This window comes from Tabrizicola flagellatus (genome assembly GCF_046295235.1).
Lineage (GTDB): Bacteria > Pseudomonadota > Alphaproteobacteria > Rhodobacterales > Rhodobacteraceae > Tabrizicola > Tabrizicola flagellata_A.
On sequence record NZ_JBKBLV010000014.1, the window covers coordinates 23,875 to 43,897 of the forward strand.

15 protein-coding genes, 2 tRNA genes and 1 pseudogene are annotated in these 20,023 nt (G+C 68.4%); 10 read left to right on the top strand and 8 right to left on the bottom strand.

The window, feature by feature from the left end:
- Nucleotides 1-13: 13 nt before the first annotated feature.
- The 4 genes from ACK4IU_RS07985 to pdxH all read right to left on the bottom strand — a co-directional run bounded on the left by ACK4IU_RS07985 (nt 14) and on the right by pdxH (nt 1,860).
- Nucleotides 14-90: transfer RNA gene (locus tag ACK4IU_RS07985), tRNA-Pro, on the bottom strand.
- Between the two features lie 41 nt (nt 91-131).
- A complete protein-coding gene (locus ACK4IU_RS07990) occupies nt 132-611 on the bottom strand; it encodes a DUF192 domain-containing protein (protein ID WP_409733478.1) in 480 nt (159 codons plus the stop codon).
- Nucleotides 608-1,141 (bottom strand): cold-shock protein, encoded by a 534-nt coding sequence (locus ACK4IU_RS07995; protein WP_409733481.1) that lies wholly within the window; start codon nt 1,139-1,141, stop codon nt 608-610. The genes ACK4IU_RS07990 and ACK4IU_RS07995 overlap by 4 nt, the downstream gene beginning before the upstream one ends.
- Nucleotides 1,142-1,257: 116 nt before the next feature.
- Nucleotides 1,258-1,860, bottom strand: coding sequence for a pyridoxamine 5'-phosphate oxidase (gene pdxH / locus ACK4IU_RS08000; RefSeq protein WP_409733484.1), 603 nt, complete (start codon nt 1,858-1,860; stop codon nt 1,258-1,260).
- A gap of 95 nt (nt 1,861-1,955) precedes the next feature.
- Here pdxH and fabI point away from each other — a divergent pair, with 95 nt between their 5' ends.
- The 6 genes from fabI to trpE all read left to right on the top strand — a co-directional run bounded on the left by fabI (nt 1,956) and on the right by trpE (nt 8,685).
- Nucleotides 1,956-2,786 carry an enoyl-ACP reductase FabI gene (gene fabI / locus ACK4IU_RS08005; RefSeq protein ID WP_409733487.1) on the top strand — a complete coding sequence of 277 codons (831 nt, stop codon included), beginning with the start codon at nt 1,956-1,958 and terminating at the stop codon, nt 2,784-2,786.
- A gap of 13 nt (nt 2,787-2,799) precedes the next feature.
- A complete protein-coding gene (locus tag ACK4IU_RS08010; RefSeq protein WP_409733490.1) occupies nt 2,800-3,414 on the top strand; it encodes a LysE family translocator in 615 nt (204 codons plus the stop codon).
- An 11-nt stretch (nt 3,415-3,425) separates the two neighbouring features.
- Nucleotides 3,426-3,953, top strand: a complete 528-nt coding sequence (gpt, locus tag ACK4IU_RS08015; protein WP_409733493.1) for a xanthine phosphoribosyltransferase — start codon at nt 3,426-3,428, stop codon at nt 3,951-3,953.
- 61 nt (nt 3,954-4,014) lie between these two features.
- Complete coding sequence (locus ACK4IU_RS08020) at nt 4,015-5,208, top strand: aminotransferase (protein WP_409733496.1); 1,194 nt, start codon at nt 4,015-4,017, stop codon at nt 5,206-5,208.
- Between the two features lie 97 nt (nt 5,209-5,305).
- On the top strand, nt 5,306-7,177 hold the full coding sequence (locus tag ACK4IU_RS08025) for a peptidyl-prolyl cis-trans isomerase (RefSeq protein ID WP_409733499.1): 1,872 nt from the start codon (nt 5,306-5,308) through the stop codon (nt 7,175-7,177).
- Nucleotides 7,177-8,685 (top strand): anthranilate synthase component I, encoded by a 1,509-nt coding sequence (gene trpE / locus ACK4IU_RS08030; protein ID WP_409733502.1) that lies wholly within the window; start codon nt 7,177-7,179, stop codon nt 8,683-8,685. The genes ACK4IU_RS08025 and trpE overlap by 1 nt, the downstream gene beginning before the upstream one ends.
- Before the next feature lie 87 nt (nt 8,686-8,772).
- Here the strand turns inward: trpE and ACK4IU_RS08035 are convergent, their stop codons facing one another.
- Both ACK4IU_RS08035 and ACK4IU_RS08040 read right to left on the bottom strand, forming a co-directional pair.
- Nucleotides 8,773-10,458, bottom strand: a complete 1,686-nt coding sequence (locus tag ACK4IU_RS08035; RefSeq protein WP_409733505.1) for a divergent polysaccharide deacetylase family protein — start codon at nt 10,456-10,458, stop codon at nt 8,773-8,775.
- A 330-nt stretch (nt 10,459-10,788) separates the two neighbouring features.
- Nucleotides 10,789-10,862, bottom strand: a tRNA-Cys gene (locus tag ACK4IU_RS08040).
- 131 nt (nt 10,863-10,993) lie between these two features.
- On the opposite strand from ACK4IU_RS08040, the gene ACK4IU_RS08045 reads away from it, so the two are divergent.
- Nucleotides 10,994-12,007 (top strand): NAD-dependent epimerase/dehydratase family protein, encoded by a 1,014-nt coding sequence (locus ACK4IU_RS08045; RefSeq protein WP_409733508.1) that lies wholly within the window; start codon nt 10,994-10,996, stop codon nt 12,005-12,007.
- Between the two features lie 109 nt (nt 12,008-12,116).
- Entirely contained in the window at nt 12,117-13,478 is a 1,362-nt protein-coding gene (gene tpa / locus ACK4IU_RS08050; protein WP_409733689.1) for a hypotaurine--pyruvate aminotransferase Tpa, read from the top strand.
- A gap of 109 nt (nt 13,479-13,587) precedes the next feature.
- On the opposite strand, the pseudogene ACK4IU_RS08055 reads toward tpa, so the two are convergent.
- Nucleotides 13,588-14,396 (bottom strand): annotated as a pseudogene (locus ACK4IU_RS08055) (IS5 family transposase).
- Nucleotides 14,397-14,580: 184 nt separating this feature from the next.
- Nucleotides 14,581-17,280 carry a bifunctional lysylphosphatidylglycerol flippase/synthetase MprF gene (gene mprF, locus ACK4IU_RS08060; protein WP_409733511.1) on the bottom strand — a complete coding sequence of 900 codons (2,700 nt, stop codon included), beginning with the start codon at nt 17,278-17,280 and terminating at the stop codon, nt 14,581-14,583.
- A 63-nt stretch (nt 17,281-17,343) separates the two neighbouring features.
- On the opposite strand from mprF, the gene ACK4IU_RS08065 reads away from it, so the two are divergent.
- Nucleotides 17,344-18,045 carry a DUF502 domain-containing protein gene (locus ACK4IU_RS08065; protein ID WP_409733514.1) on the top strand — a complete coding sequence of 234 codons (702 nt, stop codon included), beginning with the start codon at nt 17,344-17,346 and terminating at the stop codon, nt 18,043-18,045.
- The gene (locus ACK4IU_RS08070; RefSeq protein WP_409733517.1) at nt 18,042-20,021 is read left to right on the top strand and encodes a VTT domain-containing protein; all 1,980 of its coding nucleotides are present in this window, start codon (nt 18,042-18,044) and stop codon (nt 20,019-20,021) included. Before ACK4IU_RS08065 ends, ACK4IU_RS08070 begins: the two co-directional genes overlap by 4 nt.
- Nucleotides 20,022-20,023 lie beyond the last annotated feature (2 nt).

A 20,023-nucleotide genomic window follows, 5' to 3' on the forward strand; every position in this document is an offset into this window, starting at 1 on the left:
CAGGGTCGGGGGGTGGTCGGGGCGGCGGGATTCGAACTCGCGACCTACGGTACCCAAAACCGTCGCGCTACCAGACTGCGCTACGCCCCGACAGCGTCACCCTTAACTGCATCGACCGGGAAAGAAAAGGCTTAGCCGTCGCAGGGCCAGGCGGCCGAGGCGGCCGGGATCGAGGGATGGCGCAGGATCGCGCCGGGGGCGATGCCGAGCCTGGCGGACAGCCCCGCGTTGATTTCCAGCACGAACATCACCCCGGGGCCACCATCGATCGGGGTGAGGTCGCCGGGAACGGCATTGGCATGCACGCGGGTCACCGTTCCGGTCGGATCGGCGAAGATCATGTCCAGTGGGATCAGCGTGTTCTTCATCCAGAAGGACGGTCGCCCTGGGGCGTCATAGACGAAGAGCATCCCCTGGAATGCGGGCAGGTTCTCGCGGAACATCAGGCCCTGCGCACGTTCCGCCGGATCGTCAGCCAGTTCGACGGCAAAGCTTTCGCGGCCGTCGTGCCAGCGGATGTCCAGACGGTCGGGCGCGCAGGCCGCCTCGGCCCAGGCCACCCCAGGCAGGGCCGCAAGGACCAGCGAGAGGACCAGCCGCCCTCTTGTCAAGGCTTGTCCCGGCTTGCGACTTCCCAGGAAACGACCTGGACCGCCATACGGCCACGTCGTCCCTCGATCACCCGCAGGGCGACCGCTTCTCCGGCGCCGAGATCGGCGAAACCCGAAACGCGCAGCACCTCGGCATGGATGAAGATATCCTCGGGGCGTCCGAACACGTTGGCAAAGCCGAAACCCTTGCCCTTGTCGAACCATTTCACTCGCGCGGGTTCCAGCGGCAAGGCCAGGATATCGGCGCTGACCAGTTGCGCGGCATCCTCGCCGAATGGCAGGACAACGCCTTCGGGCGGGTCAATCCTGGTGACTTCGATCGCCTGCACGCCGCGTTGCGTGCGCTGGATGCGCACCTCGATTCCGGCGCCGTCCGCGACGGAACCCTGACCATAGTTCCTCAGTACGTTGGCGTGCAGCAGGATGTCCGCTTCCGTCTGGTCCGATATGATGAACCCGAAACCCTTGGATGGATCAAACCACTTTACGCGACCATGCACGATCTGCACGGTCTCATCTTCTTCCGTCATCGACAGAGCCTTCTCCCCAGAATGAGCCCTAGACCGCACTGATGGCGGAAATGCCCGGCCGGGATCAAGGGCAATTCAACAGATGGACGATTATTTTTGCGCTGCGGTGAACACGTCTACGGGTTCAGGCGGGTGATGTCCCAAGCCGATCCTTGATCAATCCTGCGCCAGCGGAAGCGGTCGTGCAACCGGAATGCGCCGTCGGCCCAGAACTCTATCTCGACCGGCGTGATGCGGAAGCCGCCCCAGAAGGGCGGGCGGGGGGGATTGGGCCCCTTCGTCACGGCGACGCGCGCCGCCTCTGCCAGCAGCGCCTCGCGCGAGCTGAGGGGTTCGGATTGCCGGCTGGCCCAGGCCCCGAGACGGGATTTCAGGCTGCGGCTGGCGAAATAGGCGTCCGCCTTCGGGCCATCCTCGCGGGTGACGCTGCCGCGGACGCGGATCTGGCGGCGCAGCGATTTCCAGTGCAGCACGAAGGCCGCCTTGCCCGAGGCCGCGATTTCCTGGCCCTTGGCCGAGCCGTAGTTGGTGTAGAAGACGAAGGCGTCGTCCTCGATCTCCTTCAGAAGCACCATGCGGACATTCGGCATGCCCTGCGGATCGACCGTGGCCAGCGCGATGGCGTTCGGGTCGTTCGGCTCCTGCGCCTCGGCCTCGGTCAGCCAGGCGCGCGCGATGGCGAAGGGGTCGTCGCCTTCGAAGATGCCGGACCGGTCCATGGAAGCTCCTTTCCCTGGCTTGCGGACCTGCCTTGAAGGAAGGACCCGCTTCGCCTACACGTCAATGTCACCGAAAAGTGGGCGAGGGGCCGGGAATGTCAACGGGACTGATGCAGGGCAAGCGCGGGCTGATCATGGGTCTGGCCAATGACAAGTCGATTGCCTGGGGCATCGCGCAGGCCGTTGCGGCCCAGGGGGCGGAACTTGCGTTCAGCTACCAGGGCGAGGCGCTGAAGAAGCGGGTGGAACCCCTGGCCGAGACGCTGGGCAAGCCGCTCCTGTTCGAATGCGACGTGGCCAGCGACGACAGCATCGACGCGCTGTTCTCCGCGCTGAAGGCGGAATGGGGTCAACTGGACTTCCTCGTCCATGCCATCGGTTTCGCCGACAAGAACGAATTGCGCGGCCGCTATGTGGACACCAGCCGCGCCGGCTTTGCGCTGGCGATGGACATCTCGGTCTATTCCTTCACCGCCGTCTGCCAGCGCGCCGCGGCGATGATGGGGCAGGGCGGCAGCCTGCTGACGCTCACCTACTACGGCGCGGAAAAGGTCATGCCGCATTACAACGTGATGGGCGTGGCGAAGGCGGGGCTGGAGGCGTCCGTGAAGTATCTGGCCGAGGATCTGGGCAAGGACGGCATCCGGGTCAACGCGATCAGCGCGGGGCCGATCAAGACGCTGGCCGCCAGCGGGATCGGCGATTTCCGCTACATCATGAAATGGAACGAGCTGAACTCGCCGCTCCGCCGCAACGTGACGCAGGAAGAGGTGGGCAAGGCGGCGCTGTATCTTCTGTCCGACCTCGGGTCCGGCACCACGGGCGAGAACCTGCATGTGGATGCGGGCTACCATGCCATCGGCATGAAGGCGATCGAGGCGCCGGACATCGATCTGCTGGCGGGCCGGAAAGAGGGCGGCCAGTGAGCCGGGCCAACCCATGACGCTTGCGGCCTTCCTCGCCTTTTCGGGCCTGGTTCTGTTCGCCGTGGTTTCGCCGGGACCGGCGGTGCTCATGTCGGCACGCACCGGCCTCGCCGAAGGTTTCCGGACCGGGGTGATGCTGGCGCTGGGCATCGCCACCGGGGCGGCCTTCTGGGCGCTGGCGGCGATGTTCGGGCTGCACCTGATCTTCGACGCCGCTCCCTCGCTCCTCTGGGCGCTGAAGATCGGCGGGGCGGGATACCTGATGTGGATGGCCTGGCACCTCTGGCGCGACGCGAAAACGCCTTTCATCGCCGAGGACGCGCGGCCCGTGCCTCGGACCCCCTTCGCGGCCTACCGGCTGGGCCTGTGGACCAACCTGTCGAACCCCAAGGCCGTGGTGATCTATTCCTCGATCTTCCTTGGCACGATCCGTCCGGAAACGCCGGTCTGGATCCTGGCCGGCCTGATCGCGATGATCCTGGTCCTGGAGACCGCCTGGAACAGCCTTGTCGCCCGAATCTTCTCGCTGGACCGCACGCGGGCCGCCTATATCAGTCTGAAAACCGTGATCGACCGCTCGTTCGGGGCCATGCTGGCCCTTCTGGGCGTCAAGATCGTCGCCACCTGAAGGAGGAACCCATGTCCGCCGACCGCCTGCCGCATGAAAAGGGGTTTCATGTCAGCTGGGACCAGATCCACCGCGATGCCCGCGCGCTAGCCTGGCGGCTGGACGGCAAGGGGCCGGGCGAGGGGGGGACCTGGAAGGCGGTGGTCGGGATCACGCGCGGCGGGCTGGTGCCGGCGATGATCGTCAGCCGCGAGCTGGACATCCGGGTGGTGGATTCGATCAGCGTGAAGTCCTACCATTCGGGCGGCGGCAAGCAGGACCAGCGGCGCGAGGCCCAGGTCATCAAGGCGCCGAACCCGGAGGTGATGGGGACGGACGGCGCGGGAGTGCTGATCGTCGATGACCTGGTGGATTCGGGCAAGACGCTGGAGCTGATCCGCCGGCTTTATCCCAAGGCGCATTTCGCCTGCGTCTATGCCAAGCCCGAGGGCGAGAAACAGGCCGACACCTACATCACCAGCGTGAGCCAGGACACCTGGATCTTCTTCCCCTGGGACATGGCGCTGCAATACGTCCAGCCGATGCGCGGGTCGGACTGAAAGCTCCTCGTCGCATTGCATGCGCTCGTCGCCGGGCGCCCCACGACGAGAAGCGCAGCGCATGAGGAGTTTGCCCGTGATCCATCCCCTGAACCCTGCCTTCGCCGCGACCGAGCCGCCCCCGGTGATGGAGGCCCGGCGCTGGATCGAGGGCGTCAGCTTCCCCGCCGACCGCCCGCTGATCAACGTCAGCCAGGCCGCGCCGGTGGAGAGCCCCCCGCTCGCCCTGCGCCAGGCGCTGGCCGAGGCCGCGCTGAACGATCCGCAGGCCCATCTCTACGGCCCGGTCCTCGGCCTGCCGGCGCTGCGGGAAGAGATCGCCCGGCAATGGTCCGTGGCCTACGGCGGCAGCGTCTCGCCGGCCCAGGTCGCCATCACCCAGGGCTGCAACCAGGCCTTCTGCACGGTCCTGGCCACCCTCGCCGGACCGGGGGACGAGGTGATCCTGCCCACGCCCTGGTATTTCAATCACAGGATGTGGCTCGACATGGCCGCGGTGCGGACCGTGCCGCTCGACACCGGGCCGACGCTGATCCCCTCGGCCGAGGCCGCCGCGGCGCTTGTCACCGACCGGACGCGGGCGATCGTGCTGGTCAGTCCGAACAACCCCGGCGGGGTGGAATACCCGGCCGAAACGCTTTCCGCCTTCCGCGACCTCTGCCGGTCCCGGGGCCTCGCGCTCATCGTGGACGAGACCTACCGCGACTTCGACAGCCGGACAGGCGCGCCGCACGACCTCTTCGCCGATCCCGACTGGTCCGATACGCTGATCCAGCTTTACAGCTTTTCCAAGGCCTACCGGCTGACCGGCCACCGCGTCGGGGCCATCGTCGCGAGCGCCGCGCGGCTGGCCGAGGCGGAAAAGTTCCTCGACACCGTCGCCATCTGCCCCAGCCAGCTGGGCCAGATCGGCGCGCTCTGGGGGATGCGGAACCTGGCGCAATGGGTGGCGGGGGAACGGGACGAGATCCTCGCCCGCCGCGCCGCGATGGTCGCGGGTTTCGCCGCCCTGCCGGGCTGGAAACTCCTCGGCTGTGGCGCCTATTTCGCCTATGTCGAACATCCCTTCGACCTCGCCTCGGACGCGCTGTGCAAGCGGCTGGTGACCGAAGCCTCGCTCCTGATGCTGCCCGGCACGATGTTCCAGCCCGAAGGGGCCGAGGCAGGCCGGCGCCAGATCCGCATCGCCTTCGCCAACGTCGACGCCGCAGGCATCGGGGAGGTGGTCCTGCGGCTGGCGGCCTTCCGGCCCTGACGGGCCCGTGACCGGGCGCGCGCCCGGGCGATCTTGACCTTGCCCCCCGGGGGGCTTCCAACTATTCACCTCGCACGAAGCAGACGAAGGCGGACCCATGGCCAGGACCCAGACCGAAGAAGGCAAGCGCCCGCGCGGCAAGGCGCAGGAAGTTGCAGTCTGGATCCTGATGGGGATGCTGATCCTCGGCCTCGGCGGCTTTGGCGTCACCAGCTTTTCCGGCGGCGTGACCAAGGTCGGCAGCGTCGGCCGGATCGACATCACCACCGACGACTACGCCCGCGCCTTGCAGACCCAGGTCAACGCCTTCTCGCAGCAGATCGGCCAGCGGATTTCGGTTCAGGAGGCGCTGGCCTTCGGCATCGACAAGCAGGTTGTGCAGGGCCTGATCGCGCGGGCCGCTCTGGACAACGAGGCCGAACGGGTCGGCCTGTCGGTCGGCGACGAAGTGGTGGCCTCGGAACTGATGCGGATGGATGCGTTCAAGGGGGCTACCGGCGGTTTCGACCGCGAGGCCTACCGCTATACCCTGAACCGCGAGAACCTGACCGAGGCGCAGTTCGAGACCAACCTGCGCCGCGACGTCTCGCGCAGCCTGTTGCAGGGCGCGGTCAGCGGTGGCTTCGTCGCGCCGAAGGCGCTGACCGATACGCTCTATGCCTGGGCCGGGGAGCGGCGCGGGTTTTCCATGCTGCGACTGGCCGAGGCGGACCTGCCCGCCCCCGTGGCCGAGCCGACCGAGGCCGAGCTGAAGGCGCATTACGAGGCACATCTCGACCGCTTCACCAAAGCAGAAGCCAAACGGATCACCTATGCCGCTCTGCTGCCCGAGGCCATCGCCAAGGATCAGCCGGTCGATGACGCGATGCTGAAGAAGCTTTACCAGGACCGGATCGACGAATTCGTGATCCCCGAGCGGCGTATCGTCGATCGGCTGGTCTATCCCGACCAGGCCGCGGCCGAGGCCGCCAGGGCCAAGCTGGACTCGGGGACGTCCTTCGAGGACCTGGTGGCCGAACGGGGGCTCACGCTGGAGGCGGTTGACCTCGGCGATGTCGAGGAGGAGGAACTGGATGCAGCCGGTCCGGCGGTCTTTGCCGCCGCCGAGGGCGAGGTGGTCGGGCCGCTCGACTCGAGCCTCGGTCCGGCCCTGTTCCGGGTCGCAACCGTTCTTGCCGCCCAGGAAACCACCTTCGAGGCCGCGCGCGAGACGCTTGCGGCCGAGTTCCAGACCGATGCCGCCCGTCGCCTGATCGCGGATCGCGTGGAAGAGATCGACGACCTGCTGGCCGGGGGCGCGACGCTCGAGGATCTGGCGAAAGAGGCCGGGCTGACGCTGGCGACGCTCGACTATGTGCCGGGCCAGCCGGGCGATACGCTGATCGAGGGCTATCCGGCCTTCAGGCAGGCGGCCGAGGCGGTGAAGGCGGACGACTTCCCCGAGGCCATCCTGCTGGACGATGGCGGCCTCGTCGCCCTGCGCCTGGACGAGATCGTGCCGGCCGCGCCGATCCCGTTCGACGAGGCGCAGGAGAAGGTGGCCGAGGACTGGCGCAAGGAGGCCCTGGCCAAGGCGCTGGCCGCGCGGGCGAGCGAGATCAAGGCGGCGCTGGAGGGTGGCGCCTCGATCGGCAGCTTCGGCATCGTGGACGTGACCCCCGAGATCGACCGCAACGGCTTTGTCCCCGATGCGCCGGACAGTCTGGTGGGCGATGTGTTCCGCATGAAGGAGGGCGATGTCCGGGTGATCGAGGCTGACGGCTTCGTGGCCGTGGTCCGGCTGGACCGCATCCTGCCCGCCGCGACCGAGGGCGAGGAGGCCGAGGCGATGCAGGCCTCGCTGGCCGCCCAGGCGCAGCGGGCCATCGCCGGCGACGCCTTCGCCGCCTTCACCAATGCGCTGACCGCCGAGGCCGGCATCACGTTGGACCAGGCCGCGATCAACGCCGTGCATGTGAGCCTGCCCTGATGCAGTTGTCGCCCGGTTTTGCCGAGTTTGAAGCGGGCTGGAACGCCGGCAGGAACCAGATCGTCTGGGCGCGGCTCGCGGCTGACCTGGACACGCCCGTCAGCCTGATGCTGAAGCTGGGCGATGCCCGCGCCGATACCTTCATGCTGGAGTCGGTCACCGGCGGCGAGGTGCGGGGACGCTACTCCATCGTCGGCATGAAGCCCGACCTCGTCTGGCGCTGCCGCGGCACGCAAGCCTCGATCAACCGCGAGGCGCGCTTCGACCGGCAGGCCTTCACCGACCTGCCGGGCCACCCGTTGCAGACGCTCCGCGACCTCCTGGCCGAATGCCGGATCGAGATGCCCGAAGGCCTGCCTGCCGTCTCGGCCGGGCTCTTCGGCTATCTCGGCTACGACATGATCCGGCTGGTCGAACATCTGCCCCAGGTCAACCCCGATCCGCTCGGCCTGCCGGATGCCGAACTGATCCGGCCCTCGGTCGTGGCGGTGCTCGACGGGGTCAAGGGCGAGGTGACGGTGGTCGCCCCGGCCTGGGTCGCCTCGGGCCTCTCGGCGCGGGCGGCCTATGCCCAGGCGGCGGAACGGGTGATGGACGCGCTGCGCGATCTCGACCGGGCGCCCTCGGCCGCGCGCGACCTCGGCGACAGCGCGCCGGTCGGCCCGGCTGTGTCGAACTTCACGCACGAGGGCTACAAGGCCGCGGTCGAGAAGGCCAAGGAATACATCCGCGCGGGCGACATCTTCCAGGTCGTGCCCTCGCAGCGCTGGTCGCAGCGGTTCACCCTGCCGCCCTTCGCGCTCTACCGCTCGCTCAGGCGGACCAACCCTTCGCCCTTCATGTTCTTCTTCAACTTCGGCGGCTTCCAGGTGATCGGCGCCTCGCCGGAGATCCTCGTGCGGCTCCGCGACGGCGAAGTGACGGTCCGTCCCATTGCAGGCACCCGCAAGCGGGGGGCGACCCCGGAAGAGGACAAGGCGCTCGAGGCCGACCTGCTGGCCGACCCCAAGGAACGGGCCGAGCATCTGATGCTTCTCGACCTCGGCCGCAACGACGTGGGCCGGGTGGCGAAGGTGGGCACGGTGCGGCCGACCGAGACCTTCGTCATCGAACGCTACAGCCACGTCATGCACATCGTCTCGAACGTGGTGGGCGAGATCGCGGAGGGCGAGGACGCGCTGTCGGCGCTTCTGGCCGGGCTGCCGGCGGGGACGGTCTCGGGCGCGCCAAAGGTGCGCGCGATGGAGATCATCGACGAGCTCGAGCCGGAAAAGCGCGGCATCTACGGCGGCGGGGTCGGCTATTTCGCCGCCAACGGCGAGATGGACTTCTGCATCGCGCTGCGCACGGCGGTGGTGAAGGACGAGACGCTCTACATCCAGGCCGGCGGCGGAGTGGTCTTCGACAGCGACCCCGAGGCCGAATACCAGGAAACCGTCAACAAATCCAACGCGCTGCGCCGCGCGGCCGAGGATGCGGGCCGCTTCGCGGGCCGGGGGAACGCCTAGCGCCGCCTCCTCGTTCGACTGCGTCTCCTCGTCGGGAGACAGGCGAGGAGTGACGCAGTCATCGACGAGCCGGGGCCTGCCGGCCCCTCAGTCCACCTTCAGGACCGCCGTCACCGGCGCCAGCGCCACCATCGCGCCGCGCCCTTCGACCGTCCATTCCAGAAGCGCCGCCGCCAGTTCGGGCGAGGCGGTGCCCACCACCGCCACCCGGCCATCCTGTCCGGCCTTGAACACCGCCCGGTCCATCAGCCGGCGCAGGGCGGCGCGGTCGGTCCCGGCGGTGTCGAGATCGCGGAACACCACCGCGGCCTCGACATCCTCGCGCCGCGCCAGCTGGTCGGCGGCGTTCAGCCCCCCGTCGCGGGTCAGGAGGCCGCGCCCCCCCGCCTTGAGGATCGGCACCACGGCGCCCGCCAGTCCCCGGTTGCTCTGGAAGGTCGGTTCGGCCAGGTCCATCACCGCCACGGCTTCGGGCAGGCCCTGTTCCATGCTCTGGAACGCCACCTCGACATCCGAGGCCTGCGCGCCGGGGGCGATGCCGGTAACGAGCATCACCACCTCGCGGCCGGCGGCCCGGTAGATTGCCGCGCGCTCTGGCGTGGCGGGGTCCAGCGGATCCAGCGCGAAACTGACCGGGAAGGGCAGGGCGGCGAGGCCCGCACGATCAAGATCGGCGGCGCCGTCGTCGATCAGGACGATGGCCAGGGGCGGCTTGGCGGCAGGGTTCTCGAAGGTCGCGGCAAAGCGGGCGATCGGACGCGGATCCTCGGGCACGGGCGCCGCGGCCGCTGCCGGGTCGGTGGCGGGGTCGGCGACCGCCTCGGGTCCGGCCTCCTCGGCGGCGCGCCCGATGATCACGCCTTCACCCCTGCGCACCAGGCGGGGGGCCGGGGTGAAGGTCGAGCCGTTGGCCTCCCCGGTCGCGGCATCCGGCGTTTCGGGCGTGCCGGGCATCGAATCGGGCTGGACGCCGGGAAGTCGGGGCGCCGGATCCTCGACCGCCGTCTCGGGCATGGCATCCATTCCGGAAGGCGCGCCTGTCCCCGCCTCGGCCATGTCCGCCTCGGGGGACGCTTCGGGCGGCAGGGTGGCCTCGGGCGACGCTTCGGGCGCGTCTTCCTCCACGGGTGCGGCCGGCGATTCCGGTGCGGGCTCCGTTTCAGCCAGTGCGGCGGGGGCAGGGTCCGACCCGGTTGCGGCCTCCGGCGCGACCGCGGGAGGCGTGGGTTCCGCGCTGGCCGAATCCGCCGTCGCGGTCTCTGCCGGTGTGGCAGAACCGGGTTCGGCGGCCGCATCGGGGGCGGCGTCGGCCAGCAGCGTTGCGTCGGCCTCAGGCGCGGCTGGCGGTGCGGCTGGCGGTTCGGGCGAGGCTAGGTCGGGCGTCGCCGCCGCATCGGCCAGTGTTTCGGCGGGGCGGTCCGGGGGCACGGCGGTTTGCGGTGCCGTGACCTCGGTCGCGGCAGGACCGGCAGGGTCGGCGAGCGCCGCGGCATCGGCGCCGGGGGGCTCGGGCGCGGCAAGACCGCTGTCGGCCCCGGGGATGTCTGGCAGGACCGGGGCGGGCGCCGGCGCTTCAGCGGTCTCGGTCGCGGTGCCCGGTGCATCCGACCCGGTCACGGCGACGGTCGGCGTGCCCGTGTCGGGCGGCACGGCCCCGCCCTCCGCCCCGGCCTCTGGCATGGGGTCCGGCAGGGCGCTTTCAGCCTTGTCCGGGTTGGACGGCGCACCTGCATCCGCGGCAGCAGGCTCGGGCGCCGTGATCGGAGTGTCCATCGCGTCTGGCGGCTTGGACGGTCTCTGCGTCGGGGCGACAACCGACCCGACCACCAGGCCCCCGGCGACTAGAAGGCCGCCAGACATCATGCCGAGAACGAATTTGCCGACCACCTGTGCCTCCTGCTCTCTCGCCGCGCGGATCCCAACAGGCTTGCCTTGCCTGGCTTCGATCCTTGGCCGCCGCCAGTTGCCCCAGCGGCATTCCCAAGTCGCCACACAGTATAGCGTGCGGCTGCGGAGGGTTCACCTCTTTTTGTGCCTGCGTCAACATCTTGCGCGGAAGTTCACGCGCAGCCGGCCAACCTGTAGTTCACACGGAAAGGGGAATGGAGGCGGGTACCGGAATCGAACCGGTCTACACGGATTTGCAATCCGCTGCGTAACCTCTCCGCCAACCCGCCGCGAAGGTGGGGTTGGGATAGCGGAACCCGACGGCGGCTGCAAGGGCAATGGCAAGAGGTTGCGCCCGCGCGGCTTGACTTGTCCGAGGGGGGCGGGGATTGTCCGCCGCAGGCAGGAAGGGAAGGCTCGGGTGCAGAAGGTCCTCATCACCGGGACGGCCGGTTTCATCGGCTTCCACCTCGCCCGCCACCTTCTGGCGGCGGGGCACAGGGTGCATGGCTACGATGGCATGACCCCCTATTACGATGTCGCCTTGAAGCGGCAGCGCCATGCGCTGTTGGGCGGGATGTCGGGGTTTTCCGCCACCGAGGCGATGCTGGAGGACATGGCGACGCTGGAGCGGGTGGCCGCGGATTTCGCGCCCGATGCCATCATCCACCTCGCCGCCCAGGCCGGGGTGCGCTACAGCCTGACGCATCCCCGCTCGTATATCGAGACCAATTTCACCGGCAGTTTCAACGTGCTGGAGGTCGCGCACCAGCTGGGCGTCCGGCACCTGATGATGGCCTCCACCTCCTCGGTCTATGGCGCCAACCCCGAGATGCCCTTCCGCGAGACCGACCGCACCGACCACCCGCTAACCGTCTATGCCGCCACCAAGAAGGCGGTCGAGGCGCTGTCACATTCCTATGCCCATCTCTGGGGCCTGCCTGTGACGCAGTTCCGCTTCTTCACCGTCTATGGTGCCTGGGGCCGGCCAGACCTCGCCTATTTCAAGTTCGCCAGGGCCATCCTGCAGGGCGAGCCGATCGACGTCTACAACCACGGTGAGCTCTGGCGCGACTTCACGGCAGTCGAAGACCTGGTCGAGGGCGTCGCCCGCCTCCTGCCGCTGGCCCCGCCCGCACCGGGCGCGCGCGGCGCGCCGGTGGAGGGCGACAGCCTCAGCCCCGTCGCGCCCTGGCGGATCGTCAACATCGGCAACTCCGACAAGGTGCATCTGATGGACTTCATCCGCACCCTGGAATGGCTCCTCGGCCGCAAGGCGGTGCTGAACCTGATGCCCATGCAGCAAGGCGACGTGCCCGCGACCTGGGCGGATTGCGCGCTTCTGGAACGCCTGACCGGCTTTCGCCCGCAGACCGACCTTGCCACCGGCCTTGCCCGTTTCGTAGACTGGTACCGCGACTACACCCGCGCCTGACTGGCCCTATCGGCGTCCGGTCTCTGGTCCTAAAGCCCGGCCCCGACCCCGCCTATACTGGCGCGCGAAACCATTCGAAAGGACGCCCCCCGTGGAAGACTATGCAGGCATGAACGACATCGGCGCCGTGGTCGAGGCCGACCGCGCCCATGTCTGGCACCATCTGTCGCAGCACAAGCAGTATGAAACCGTCGATCCCCGCGTCATCGTCGAGGGCAAGGGGATGCGGGTCTGGGATGCCAAGGGCAAGGAACACATCGACGCGGTGTCCGGCGGTGTGTGGACCGTGAACGTGGGCTACGGCCGCGAAAGGATCGCCAATGCCGTCCGCGACCAGCTCCTGAAGCTGAACTATTTCGCGGGCTCCGCCGGCTCGATCCCGGGTGCGATGTTCTCCAAGGCCCTGATCGAGAAGATGCCGGGCATGTCGCGGGTCTACTACAACAACTCCGGCTCCGAGGCGAACGAGAAGGTCTACAAGATGGTGCGCCAGATCGCGCACCGGCACCACGGCGGCAAGAAGTGGAAGATCCTGTATCGTGACCGCGATTACCACGGCACGACCATCGCCGCGCTTGCCACCTCGGGTCAGGACCAGCGCGCGATGCAGTACGGGCCGTTCCCCGACGGCTTTGTCCGCGTGCCGCACTGCCTGGAATACCGCAAGCAGTGGGACGTGGAGAACTACGGCGAGCGTGCTGCCGACGCGATCGAGGAGGTGATCCTCCGCGAGGGCCCCGACACCGTCGGCTGCCTGATCCTGGAACCCGTGACCGCCGGCGGCGGCGTCATCGTCCCGCCTGAAGGGTATTGGGAGCGTGTGCAGGAAATCTGCAAGAAATACAACATCCTCCTCGCCATTGACGAGGTCGTCTGCGGCGTGGGCCGCACCGGCACCTGGTTCGGCTACCAGCATTACGGCATCAAGCCCGACTTCGTGACCATGGCCAAGGGCGTGGCCTCGGGCTATGCCGCGATCAGCTGCACCGTGACCACCGAGGCCGTCTTCGAGATGTTCAAGGACGACGCCGCCGACCCGCTCAGCTACTTCCGCGACATCTCCACCTTCGGCGGCTGCACCTCCGGCCCCGCGGCGGCGCTCGAGAACATGAAGATAATCGAGGAAGAGGGCTTGCTGCAGAACACGCTCGACATGGGCGACTACTGCCTGTCGAGCCTCAAGGCGCTGATGGACAAGCACAAGATCATCGGCGACGTGCGCGGCAAGGGCCTCTTCCTAGGGGCGGAACTGGTGACCGACCGCGCCACCAAGGAACCCGCGCCCGAGAAGATGGTCCAAGCCGTCGTCGCCGACTGCATGGCGCAGGGCGTCATCATCGGCGCCACGAACCGGAGCCTGCCGGGGCTGAACAACACGCTGTGCCTCAGCCCCGCGTTGATCGCGACGAAGGACGATATCGACGAGATCACCACTGCCATCGACGGCGCGCTGACGCGGGTGTTCGGCTGAGTTTGATCTCATTGAGTGTAGCAAGGGTGCCCACGTTGGGCACTCTTTTGCTTTCAAGAGGAGTAAGCTCTTTGGCATGTGTGCCTCAGGGTCAGGACTCGTTGTTGTATCAGGGCCAGAAGAGGACGGTTGCGGCGAGGACGATCGCCGAGAGGAAGACCTTCGGGCATCTGTCGTGGCGGGTGGCGACCCTGAGCCGATCCTTCAGGCGCCCAAACATGATCTCGGTCCTGTAGCGGCGTTTGTGGCGGCGCTTGTCATGCTTGATGGGCTTGCCACGCGACTTCCGGCCAGGAATGCAGGGCTTTATCCCCTTGTCTTTCAACGCTTCTCGGAACCAGTCGGCATCATAGCTGCGGTCGGCCAGCAGCCACTCCGCCTTTGACGGGCTGCCCAGAAGCGCGGCCGCTCCCATGCAATCGCTGAGATGGCCTTAGGTCATCAAGAACCGGATCGGGCGACCGTCTGCGTCGGTGACGGCGTCCAGTTTGGTGTTAATGCCGCCCTTTGTGCGGCCAATCAGACGGCCCCTTCGGTCGCCTGGCCCCCCTTTTTCGACCGCGGGCTGGTCGCCGTGCGGTGCACCTTGAGATACCCTCGCCAGTGGTTCTCGGACCAATGGCGAACCACTGGCTCGACGTCGATCATCACCGTCTTCGGCACAACGGCCTCGGCAGCCAACCCAACCATCATGCGGGCGAAGATGCCCTTCTCGCTCCATCTTTTCCAACGGTTGTAGAGGGTCTTGGGCGGGCCATATTTCCTGGGCGCATCACGTCACCGCAAGCCATTGCGATTGACGAAGAATATGTCGCTCAGCACACGCCGGCCATCGACGCGCGGCTTGCCAGGGATCGTGGGAAAGAACGGTTCCAGACGCGCAATCTGCGCCTCGGTCAGGAAGAAAGGATTGCGCATCGCTCAGTCTCCTTGCGGAGGCTTAGTTGCGCCGCCAGAGCAAAATCAATGGGTCCTGACCCCAGGGCTAGTGGCCGAGGGAACGGGTCTGACGTCTGACCTTCTCCATAATGAGTAAGTGACTTGTTTTTATGTGTTGTTGAGTGTGATCAGTTACTTGCCGTTGCCGAAGGTTCAAGAGCGGTCACGTCATGCTGCGACCGGGACGGCGGCGATGTAACCGCTCAGCCGCCCCCGCAGGGTGAGGATCAACCGGCCGGTACCCTCTTCCCCCGATCAGCCGGGCCGCATCGGCGAGCGTCAGGAGCGGCGGCAGCGCCGAGGGCGCGGCCAGGTAGCGCGGTCGCCAGTCGGGGTGGAACTTGTCCTTGAAGGCGCGTAGGCCCTCGAAGTTGTAGAAGTTGCCACCGTGGCGGTAGATCAGCGCGCCGAAGCGGTCCCACAGCCGGCGGCTGCGCTCGGGCGCCAGTCCGGACAGGGGCGCCATGCCCAGCGAGAAGTCGCGGTAGCCCTGCGCCTTGAGTTGCAGCATGAGCTCGGTGAACAGGAATTCCATCGTCGTGCCGGGGGCCGCGTCGACATGGCGCATCAGGTCGATGGTGGCCATGGCGCGGGTGTGCGTGGTCAGGATGTTGGCGAAGGCGACGATGCGGCCCTGGTGGCGCACCAGCGCGAGCGGCCAGCGGTCCAGCCAGGCCGGGTCGAAACGTCCGACCGAAAAGCCCTTCTCGCGCGAGTGTTTGGCCCTCAGCCAGTCGTCCGAGATGGTGCGCAGTTCGGCGATCAGCGCCGGATCGTGCGGGGGCTGCACGATGTCGAGCGTGAGGCCGTCGCGCCCCGCCCGGGCGTGAGCCGCCCGCAGCTTCTTGCGCTCGGGCCCGTCGAGGGAAAAGCCGGTCAGATCCACCACCGCCTCCTCGCCCATCTTGTGCAGGACAAGGCCCAGTTCCAGCAACAGGGGTACGTCCTCGACCCCCACTTCGTAGAACACCGGCCGTGCTCCCGCCTGCCGGGCGGCATCCACGAAGGCCAGCGCTGCTTCGGCAGCGGCCTCGCCAGGGCCAACCGGGCCGCCGTAGGCGATCCAGGACCGGCCCGCGACACCGTACATCACCAAGCCGCCCCCGTCGTCCGAAAAGATCAGCGCCTTGTCGCCGGTCAGGGCGAAGCCCGCATCCGGCCGGTCGCTGGCCTCGGCGACCGAAGCGGCGCGGGAAAGCTCGCCGGCCTCCGGCAGCGCAAAACGATGTCGCGGCGCGTGCAACAGCATCCAGAACGCAGCCAGCCCGACGATCAGGCTGGCCACCAGCCCCGCCCGCAGCGCGCGCGGCGCACGCTCGTCCACCGCGAACTGCCACCAGAGCTCGTTCGCATAGGGCGTGCCCTTGTGGGCGAAGAAGAGCACAAAGCTGAAGGCGGCGATGGTGGTGGAGACCAGAACGATCCAGCCGGGGCCCAGCGCGGCATGGGTCAGCCTGGTCCGGCGGTGAAACGCGCGCCGGAATGGCAAGAGGATCAGGACGGCCAGCGCGAGGAAGCCGGGCCGCTCCCAGTCGAGGCCGTGGAGCAGTGCCACCAGAACCCCGGCTGCCATCGCCGCAAGCGTCAGCCAATAGGCCCCGAGACTGCGTCGCATGATCCCCAGCGCAAGCACGATGAGTCCGGCGCCGAGCGCCGAGGACAGAAGCGCCGAGCCTTCGACGAAGGCCAGCGGGAACAGCGCCTCTGCCACTTCCGCTGCTTCGGTCGTGGGCGGGATCAGGGCCGACAGGCTCATCCACAGGCCGGAGCCGAAGACCATGACCGCCAGCACCAGCGGCGCAAGCGGTGCGACCGCACGCAGGGCGGGGTCCATCGCGGCCATGGCGCGGCCGAAGGCCGTGGTGCGCACCCGCGCGCCGGTCGCGTGCCAGGCCTCGTAGAGCGCGAGCAGGATCAGCGCCAGCACGAAGGGGACAAGGTAATAGACCAGACGGTAGAGCAAGAGCGCCGCCGCCACCTTGTCCACCGGCGTGCCGGCGGGCATGGCAACGATCACGACGGTCTCGAACACGCCGATGCCGCCCGGAACGTGGCTGACGATGCCCGCCATCGTGGCCGCCGCGAAAACCGCAAGGAACGTCAGGAAGCCGAGATCGGCGGTCGGCAGCAGAAGGTAGAGCGTCAGCCCGGAAAATCCGATGTCGCCCAGGCTAATCAGCACCTGCATGCCCAGGATCGGCAACGAGGGCGCGCGGATCGTGAAGCGGCCTACTGTCAGGCTGCGCCCCGAGGCCGAGGCCCAGACCAGCGGCAGGACGATGGCGAGGATCGTGCCGATGGCCGCGAGCCGGATCGTGGCAGGCGCGAAGGGCAGGACCGGGGCCAGCGCGTCCGGATGCAGCGCCAGCGCGCCGAGGCCCACGACGGTTGCCGCCACCCCGAAGGCCACCGACGCGAAGGTGGAGACGGCCGCCACGTCATAGCCGTCAAGCCCGAGGCCCGAATAGACCCTCCAGCGCACCGCGCCGCCCGAAAGGGCGGTCAGCCCGATCGTGTTGCCGAAGGCATAGGCCATCAGCCCGCCGGTGAGCACCACAGGGACGGGCAGCGGCTTGCCGATGTGGCGAAGGGCCGACCAGTCGTAGCCCGCAAGCGCGAGATAGCCGCAGAGCGTGGCCGTCAGCGCCAGCGCCAGGGTGGTCCAGGGTGTCGCCCGCACCTGCGCCGCGACTTCGGCCAGGTTGACCGGTGCCAGCAGCCGGTAGAGCGCCCAGAGGCCCACGGCGAAAAGTCCTGCCGCAAGGACATAGGGCAGTGCCGCCCGCACGCGGGGCCAGGAGCCCGAACTGTAGGCAGAATCTCCGGGGTCGTTGGCCATGAGTGGTCCGTTTTTCTTGGGCATGCCCGTCGTCGATCTTTATGTTAGGCAGATGAATTTGCGGCAACGGAAAAGGAATACGCGGTGGTGGGCCTTCTGAAACGGATCTGGCACAGCGGCGTGATCGGCAGCTTCCTGACCGGATTGGCGGTTCTGGCGCCGCTGATCCTGACGCTGATGATCCTGCAATGGATCATGGCCCGTCTTGCTGGGGCCTTCGGACCCGGCACCTGGGCAGGCGAGTTGTTGGCCCGCGCAGGTTCGGCCTTGGTCGGGCAGAACCACGGCATCGTCGCCTTCCTGCTTGGCCTTCTGGCCGTCCTAGCCGGAATCTGGGCACTCGGGGTGCTGGTCCGAGGCCGGGCGCGCAAGGGGATCGAGGCCTGGCTTGACGCTCTGTTCTCGCGCGTGCCGCTTCTGCGGCTGGTCTATCGCCCGGTGGCGCAGGTCTTCCGCCTCATGGCAGGCGGCAGCGGCGACGAGATCAAGGCGATGCGCGTGGTCGTGGTGCGGTTCGGAGGCGCCGGAGGGGCCGATGTCCTGGCGCTTCAGGCAAGCACGCAGGTCTATGACAGGCCCGGCGGCGACCGGCGGGTGATGGTCTATCTGCCGACCTCGCCCCTGCCGATGTCCGGGGGTCTGGTGCTGGTGCCCGAGGCCAGCGTCGCCCCCGTGCCGGGCATGAGTGCCGACGACCTCTTGCGCGTCTATGTCTCGCTCGGGGCGCTGACGCCGGCGCGGCCGAACGCCTTCACCGGGGCGGAACCGATCGGGGCCTCGAAGGCATGAGCCAGATCGCCCCGGCCTTCACGGCCTTCTTGGAACAGCACGCGAATCTGGCGGCCGTGCTGGTCTTTCTTCTTGCCGCCTCGGAATCCCTGGTCGTCGTCGGCGCCTTCATCCCCGGCACGGCGATCCTTCTGGGGCTGAGCGCGATGATCGGCATGGGGCATCTGCCGCTCTGGCCGGTGCTGATCGCGGCGGCCCTGGGGGCAATCGCGGGGGACGGCTTTTCGTGGTGGGTGGGCCATCGCTGGCGCGAAAGGATCGCCGGACTCTGGCCTTTCAGCCGTCACCCCCGGCTCATCGCGGACGGGCAGCGGTTCTTCGACCGCCATGGCGGCAAGAGCATCCTGATCGCGCGCTTCACGCCGGGCGTCCGTGCAATCGTGCCGGTCGTTGCCGGCGCCTCGGGAATGCCGGCTCGGCGCTTCCTTGCGGCCAACATCGGCTCGGCCCTGCTCTGGGCGCCGGCGCATGTGCTGCCGGGGGCGCTGGCCGGCCTGGGTCTGGGGCTGGTCGGACATGTCAGCGCGCGGCTTCTTGTGCTTGCCTTGGGCCTGATCGTCGCAGTCGTGGCTTCGCTGTTTCTGCTGCGGATGCTGTTGCGCTGGCTTCTACCTCGGGCGGATGGGCTGCGTGCCCGAACTGCCGCGCGCCTGCGCACCCTTCCGGCCACGCCCTGGCGGCGCGCGGCGCTGGCGGTTCTGAGCCCCGATGACGACCTGCGCCCGATGATCCTTCTCGGCCTGCCGCTTGTCCTCGTCGCGCTGGCGCTGGCGGGACTGGCCGAGGAGGTCGCCGACCGCGCGGGCCTTGCCCGGGCCGATGCGGCGCTGAGCCGGGCAGTGACAGGGCTGCGCAGCGAACCGGGGGATGAGGCGATGGCCTTCGTCACCAACCTGGGCGATGCGCCGGTGATCATGGCAGCGACGGCGGCTGCGGTGCTGTGGCTTCTGATCCGCCGCCGCTGGCATCTGGCAGCGGGGGTGGCGGTTGCGATGGGGCTGTCGACCGCCTTTGCCACGGCGATGAAGCTGGCATTCGCCATCCCGCGCCCGACCGCGCTTTACGAGGGAGCCCAGGTCTTCGGATTTCCCAGCGGGCACGCGACCGGCGCGGCGGCGCTGTTCGGCCTCCTGATCTGGTTCTCATGGCGCGGCCTGGCACAGCCCTGGGGCTTGCGGCTGGCCGGGTTACTGGCCGCGCTGGTCGCCCTCATTGCCGCGTCGCGCATCTATCTGGCCGCGCATTGGCCCTCGGATGTGGCGGGGGGGATGCTGCTGGGCGCGGGTCTGACGCTGATCTTCGCGCTGGCCTTTCGCCGGGCCGACCCGAAGCCGGTCGCCGGCGGCACCCTTGGCGCGGCGATGGCCGTCTTCGCGGGCTTCGGCCTCTGGCATGCCGCCACGACCCTCCCGGAGGCGCTGGCCCGCTATGCTCCGGTCGCCGCCCCGGTGCAGGCGATCCCGCGCGCGGACTGGCTGGCCGGGGACTGGGCGACGCTGCCCTTGCGGCGCATCGACCTTCTGGGCGAGACGGAAGAACCCTTTGTCCTGCAATGGGCCGGAGACCCGGCAGCCCTGCAGGCCCTGCTCGCTGCCGAGGGCTGGCGCGTGCCGCCTCCCTTGTCCTCGGCCCTTGGAACCTTCCTGTCGCCCGCCTCTGGCCCCGAGGCGCTCCCGGTCCTGCCCCGACTGAACGACGGCGCCTATCCGGTGCTGACCATGATCCGCCCCGGCCCGGACGGTGCTTCGCGTGAGGTTCTGCGCGTCTTTGCCTCGGGCCATACGGTCGAAGCGGCCGGCATGACGCACCCCATCCTGTTCGGCGCGGTGGAGGGCGAGAGCCTGCAGCGACCGCTTGGCTTCCTGACCATTGCGGTTGCCGACGACGGGATTGCCCGTTCGGCAGTTCCGGCAGTCTCGCAGCTGATCCGGGTGGCGTCGGGCGACAGGAGCGTCCTGTTGGGGCCTGCAAGCTAGGC

Bases quoted from the DNA above. Each gene is read 5' to 3' on its own strand.
- ACK4IU_RS07995 (WP_409733481.1), bottom strand. From the start codon at position 1,141: ATGACGGAAGAAGATGAGACCGTGCAGATCGTGCATGGTCGCGTAAAG.
- pdxH (WP_409733484.1), bottom strand. From the start codon at position 1,860: ATGGACCGGTCCGGCATCTTCGAAGGCGACGACCCCTTCGCCATCGCG.
- fabI (WP_409733487.1), top strand. From the start codon at position 1,956: ATGTCAACGGGACTGATGCAGGGCAAGCGCGGGCTGATCATGGGTCTG.
- ACK4IU_RS08010 (WP_409733490.1), top strand. From the start codon at position 2,800: ATGACGCTTGCGGCCTTCCTCGCCTTTTCGGGCCTGGTTCTGTTCGCC.
- gpt (WP_409733493.1), top strand. From the start codon at position 3,426: ATGTCCGCCGACCGCCTGCCGCATGAAAAGGGGTTTCATGTCAGCTGG.
- ACK4IU_RS08020 (WP_409733496.1), top strand. From the start codon at position 4,015: ATGAGGAGTTTGCCCGTGATCCATCCCCTGAACCCTGCCTTCGCCGCG.
- ACK4IU_RS08025 (WP_409733499.1), top strand. From the start codon at position 5,306: ATGGCCAGGACCCAGACCGAAGAAGGCAAGCGCCCGCGCGGCAAGGCG.
- trpE (WP_409733502.1), top strand. From the start codon at position 7,177: ATGCAGTTGTCGCCCGGTTTTGCCGAGTTTGAAGCGGGCTGGAACGCC.
- ACK4IU_RS08035 (WP_409733505.1), bottom strand. From the start codon at position 10,458: ATGGACACTCCGATCACGGCGCCCGAGCCTGCTGCCGCGGATGCAGGT.
- tpa (WP_409733689.1), top strand. From the start codon at position 12,117: ATGAACGACATCGGCGCCGTGGTCGAGGCCGACCGCGCCCATGTCTGG.
- mprF (WP_409733511.1), bottom strand. From the start codon at position 17,280: ATGCCCAAGAAAAACGGACCACTCATGGCCAACGACCCCGGAGATTCT.
- ACK4IU_RS08070 (WP_409733517.1), top strand. From the start codon at position 18,042: ATGAGCCAGATCGCCCCGGCCTTCACGGCCTTCTTGGAACAGCACGCG.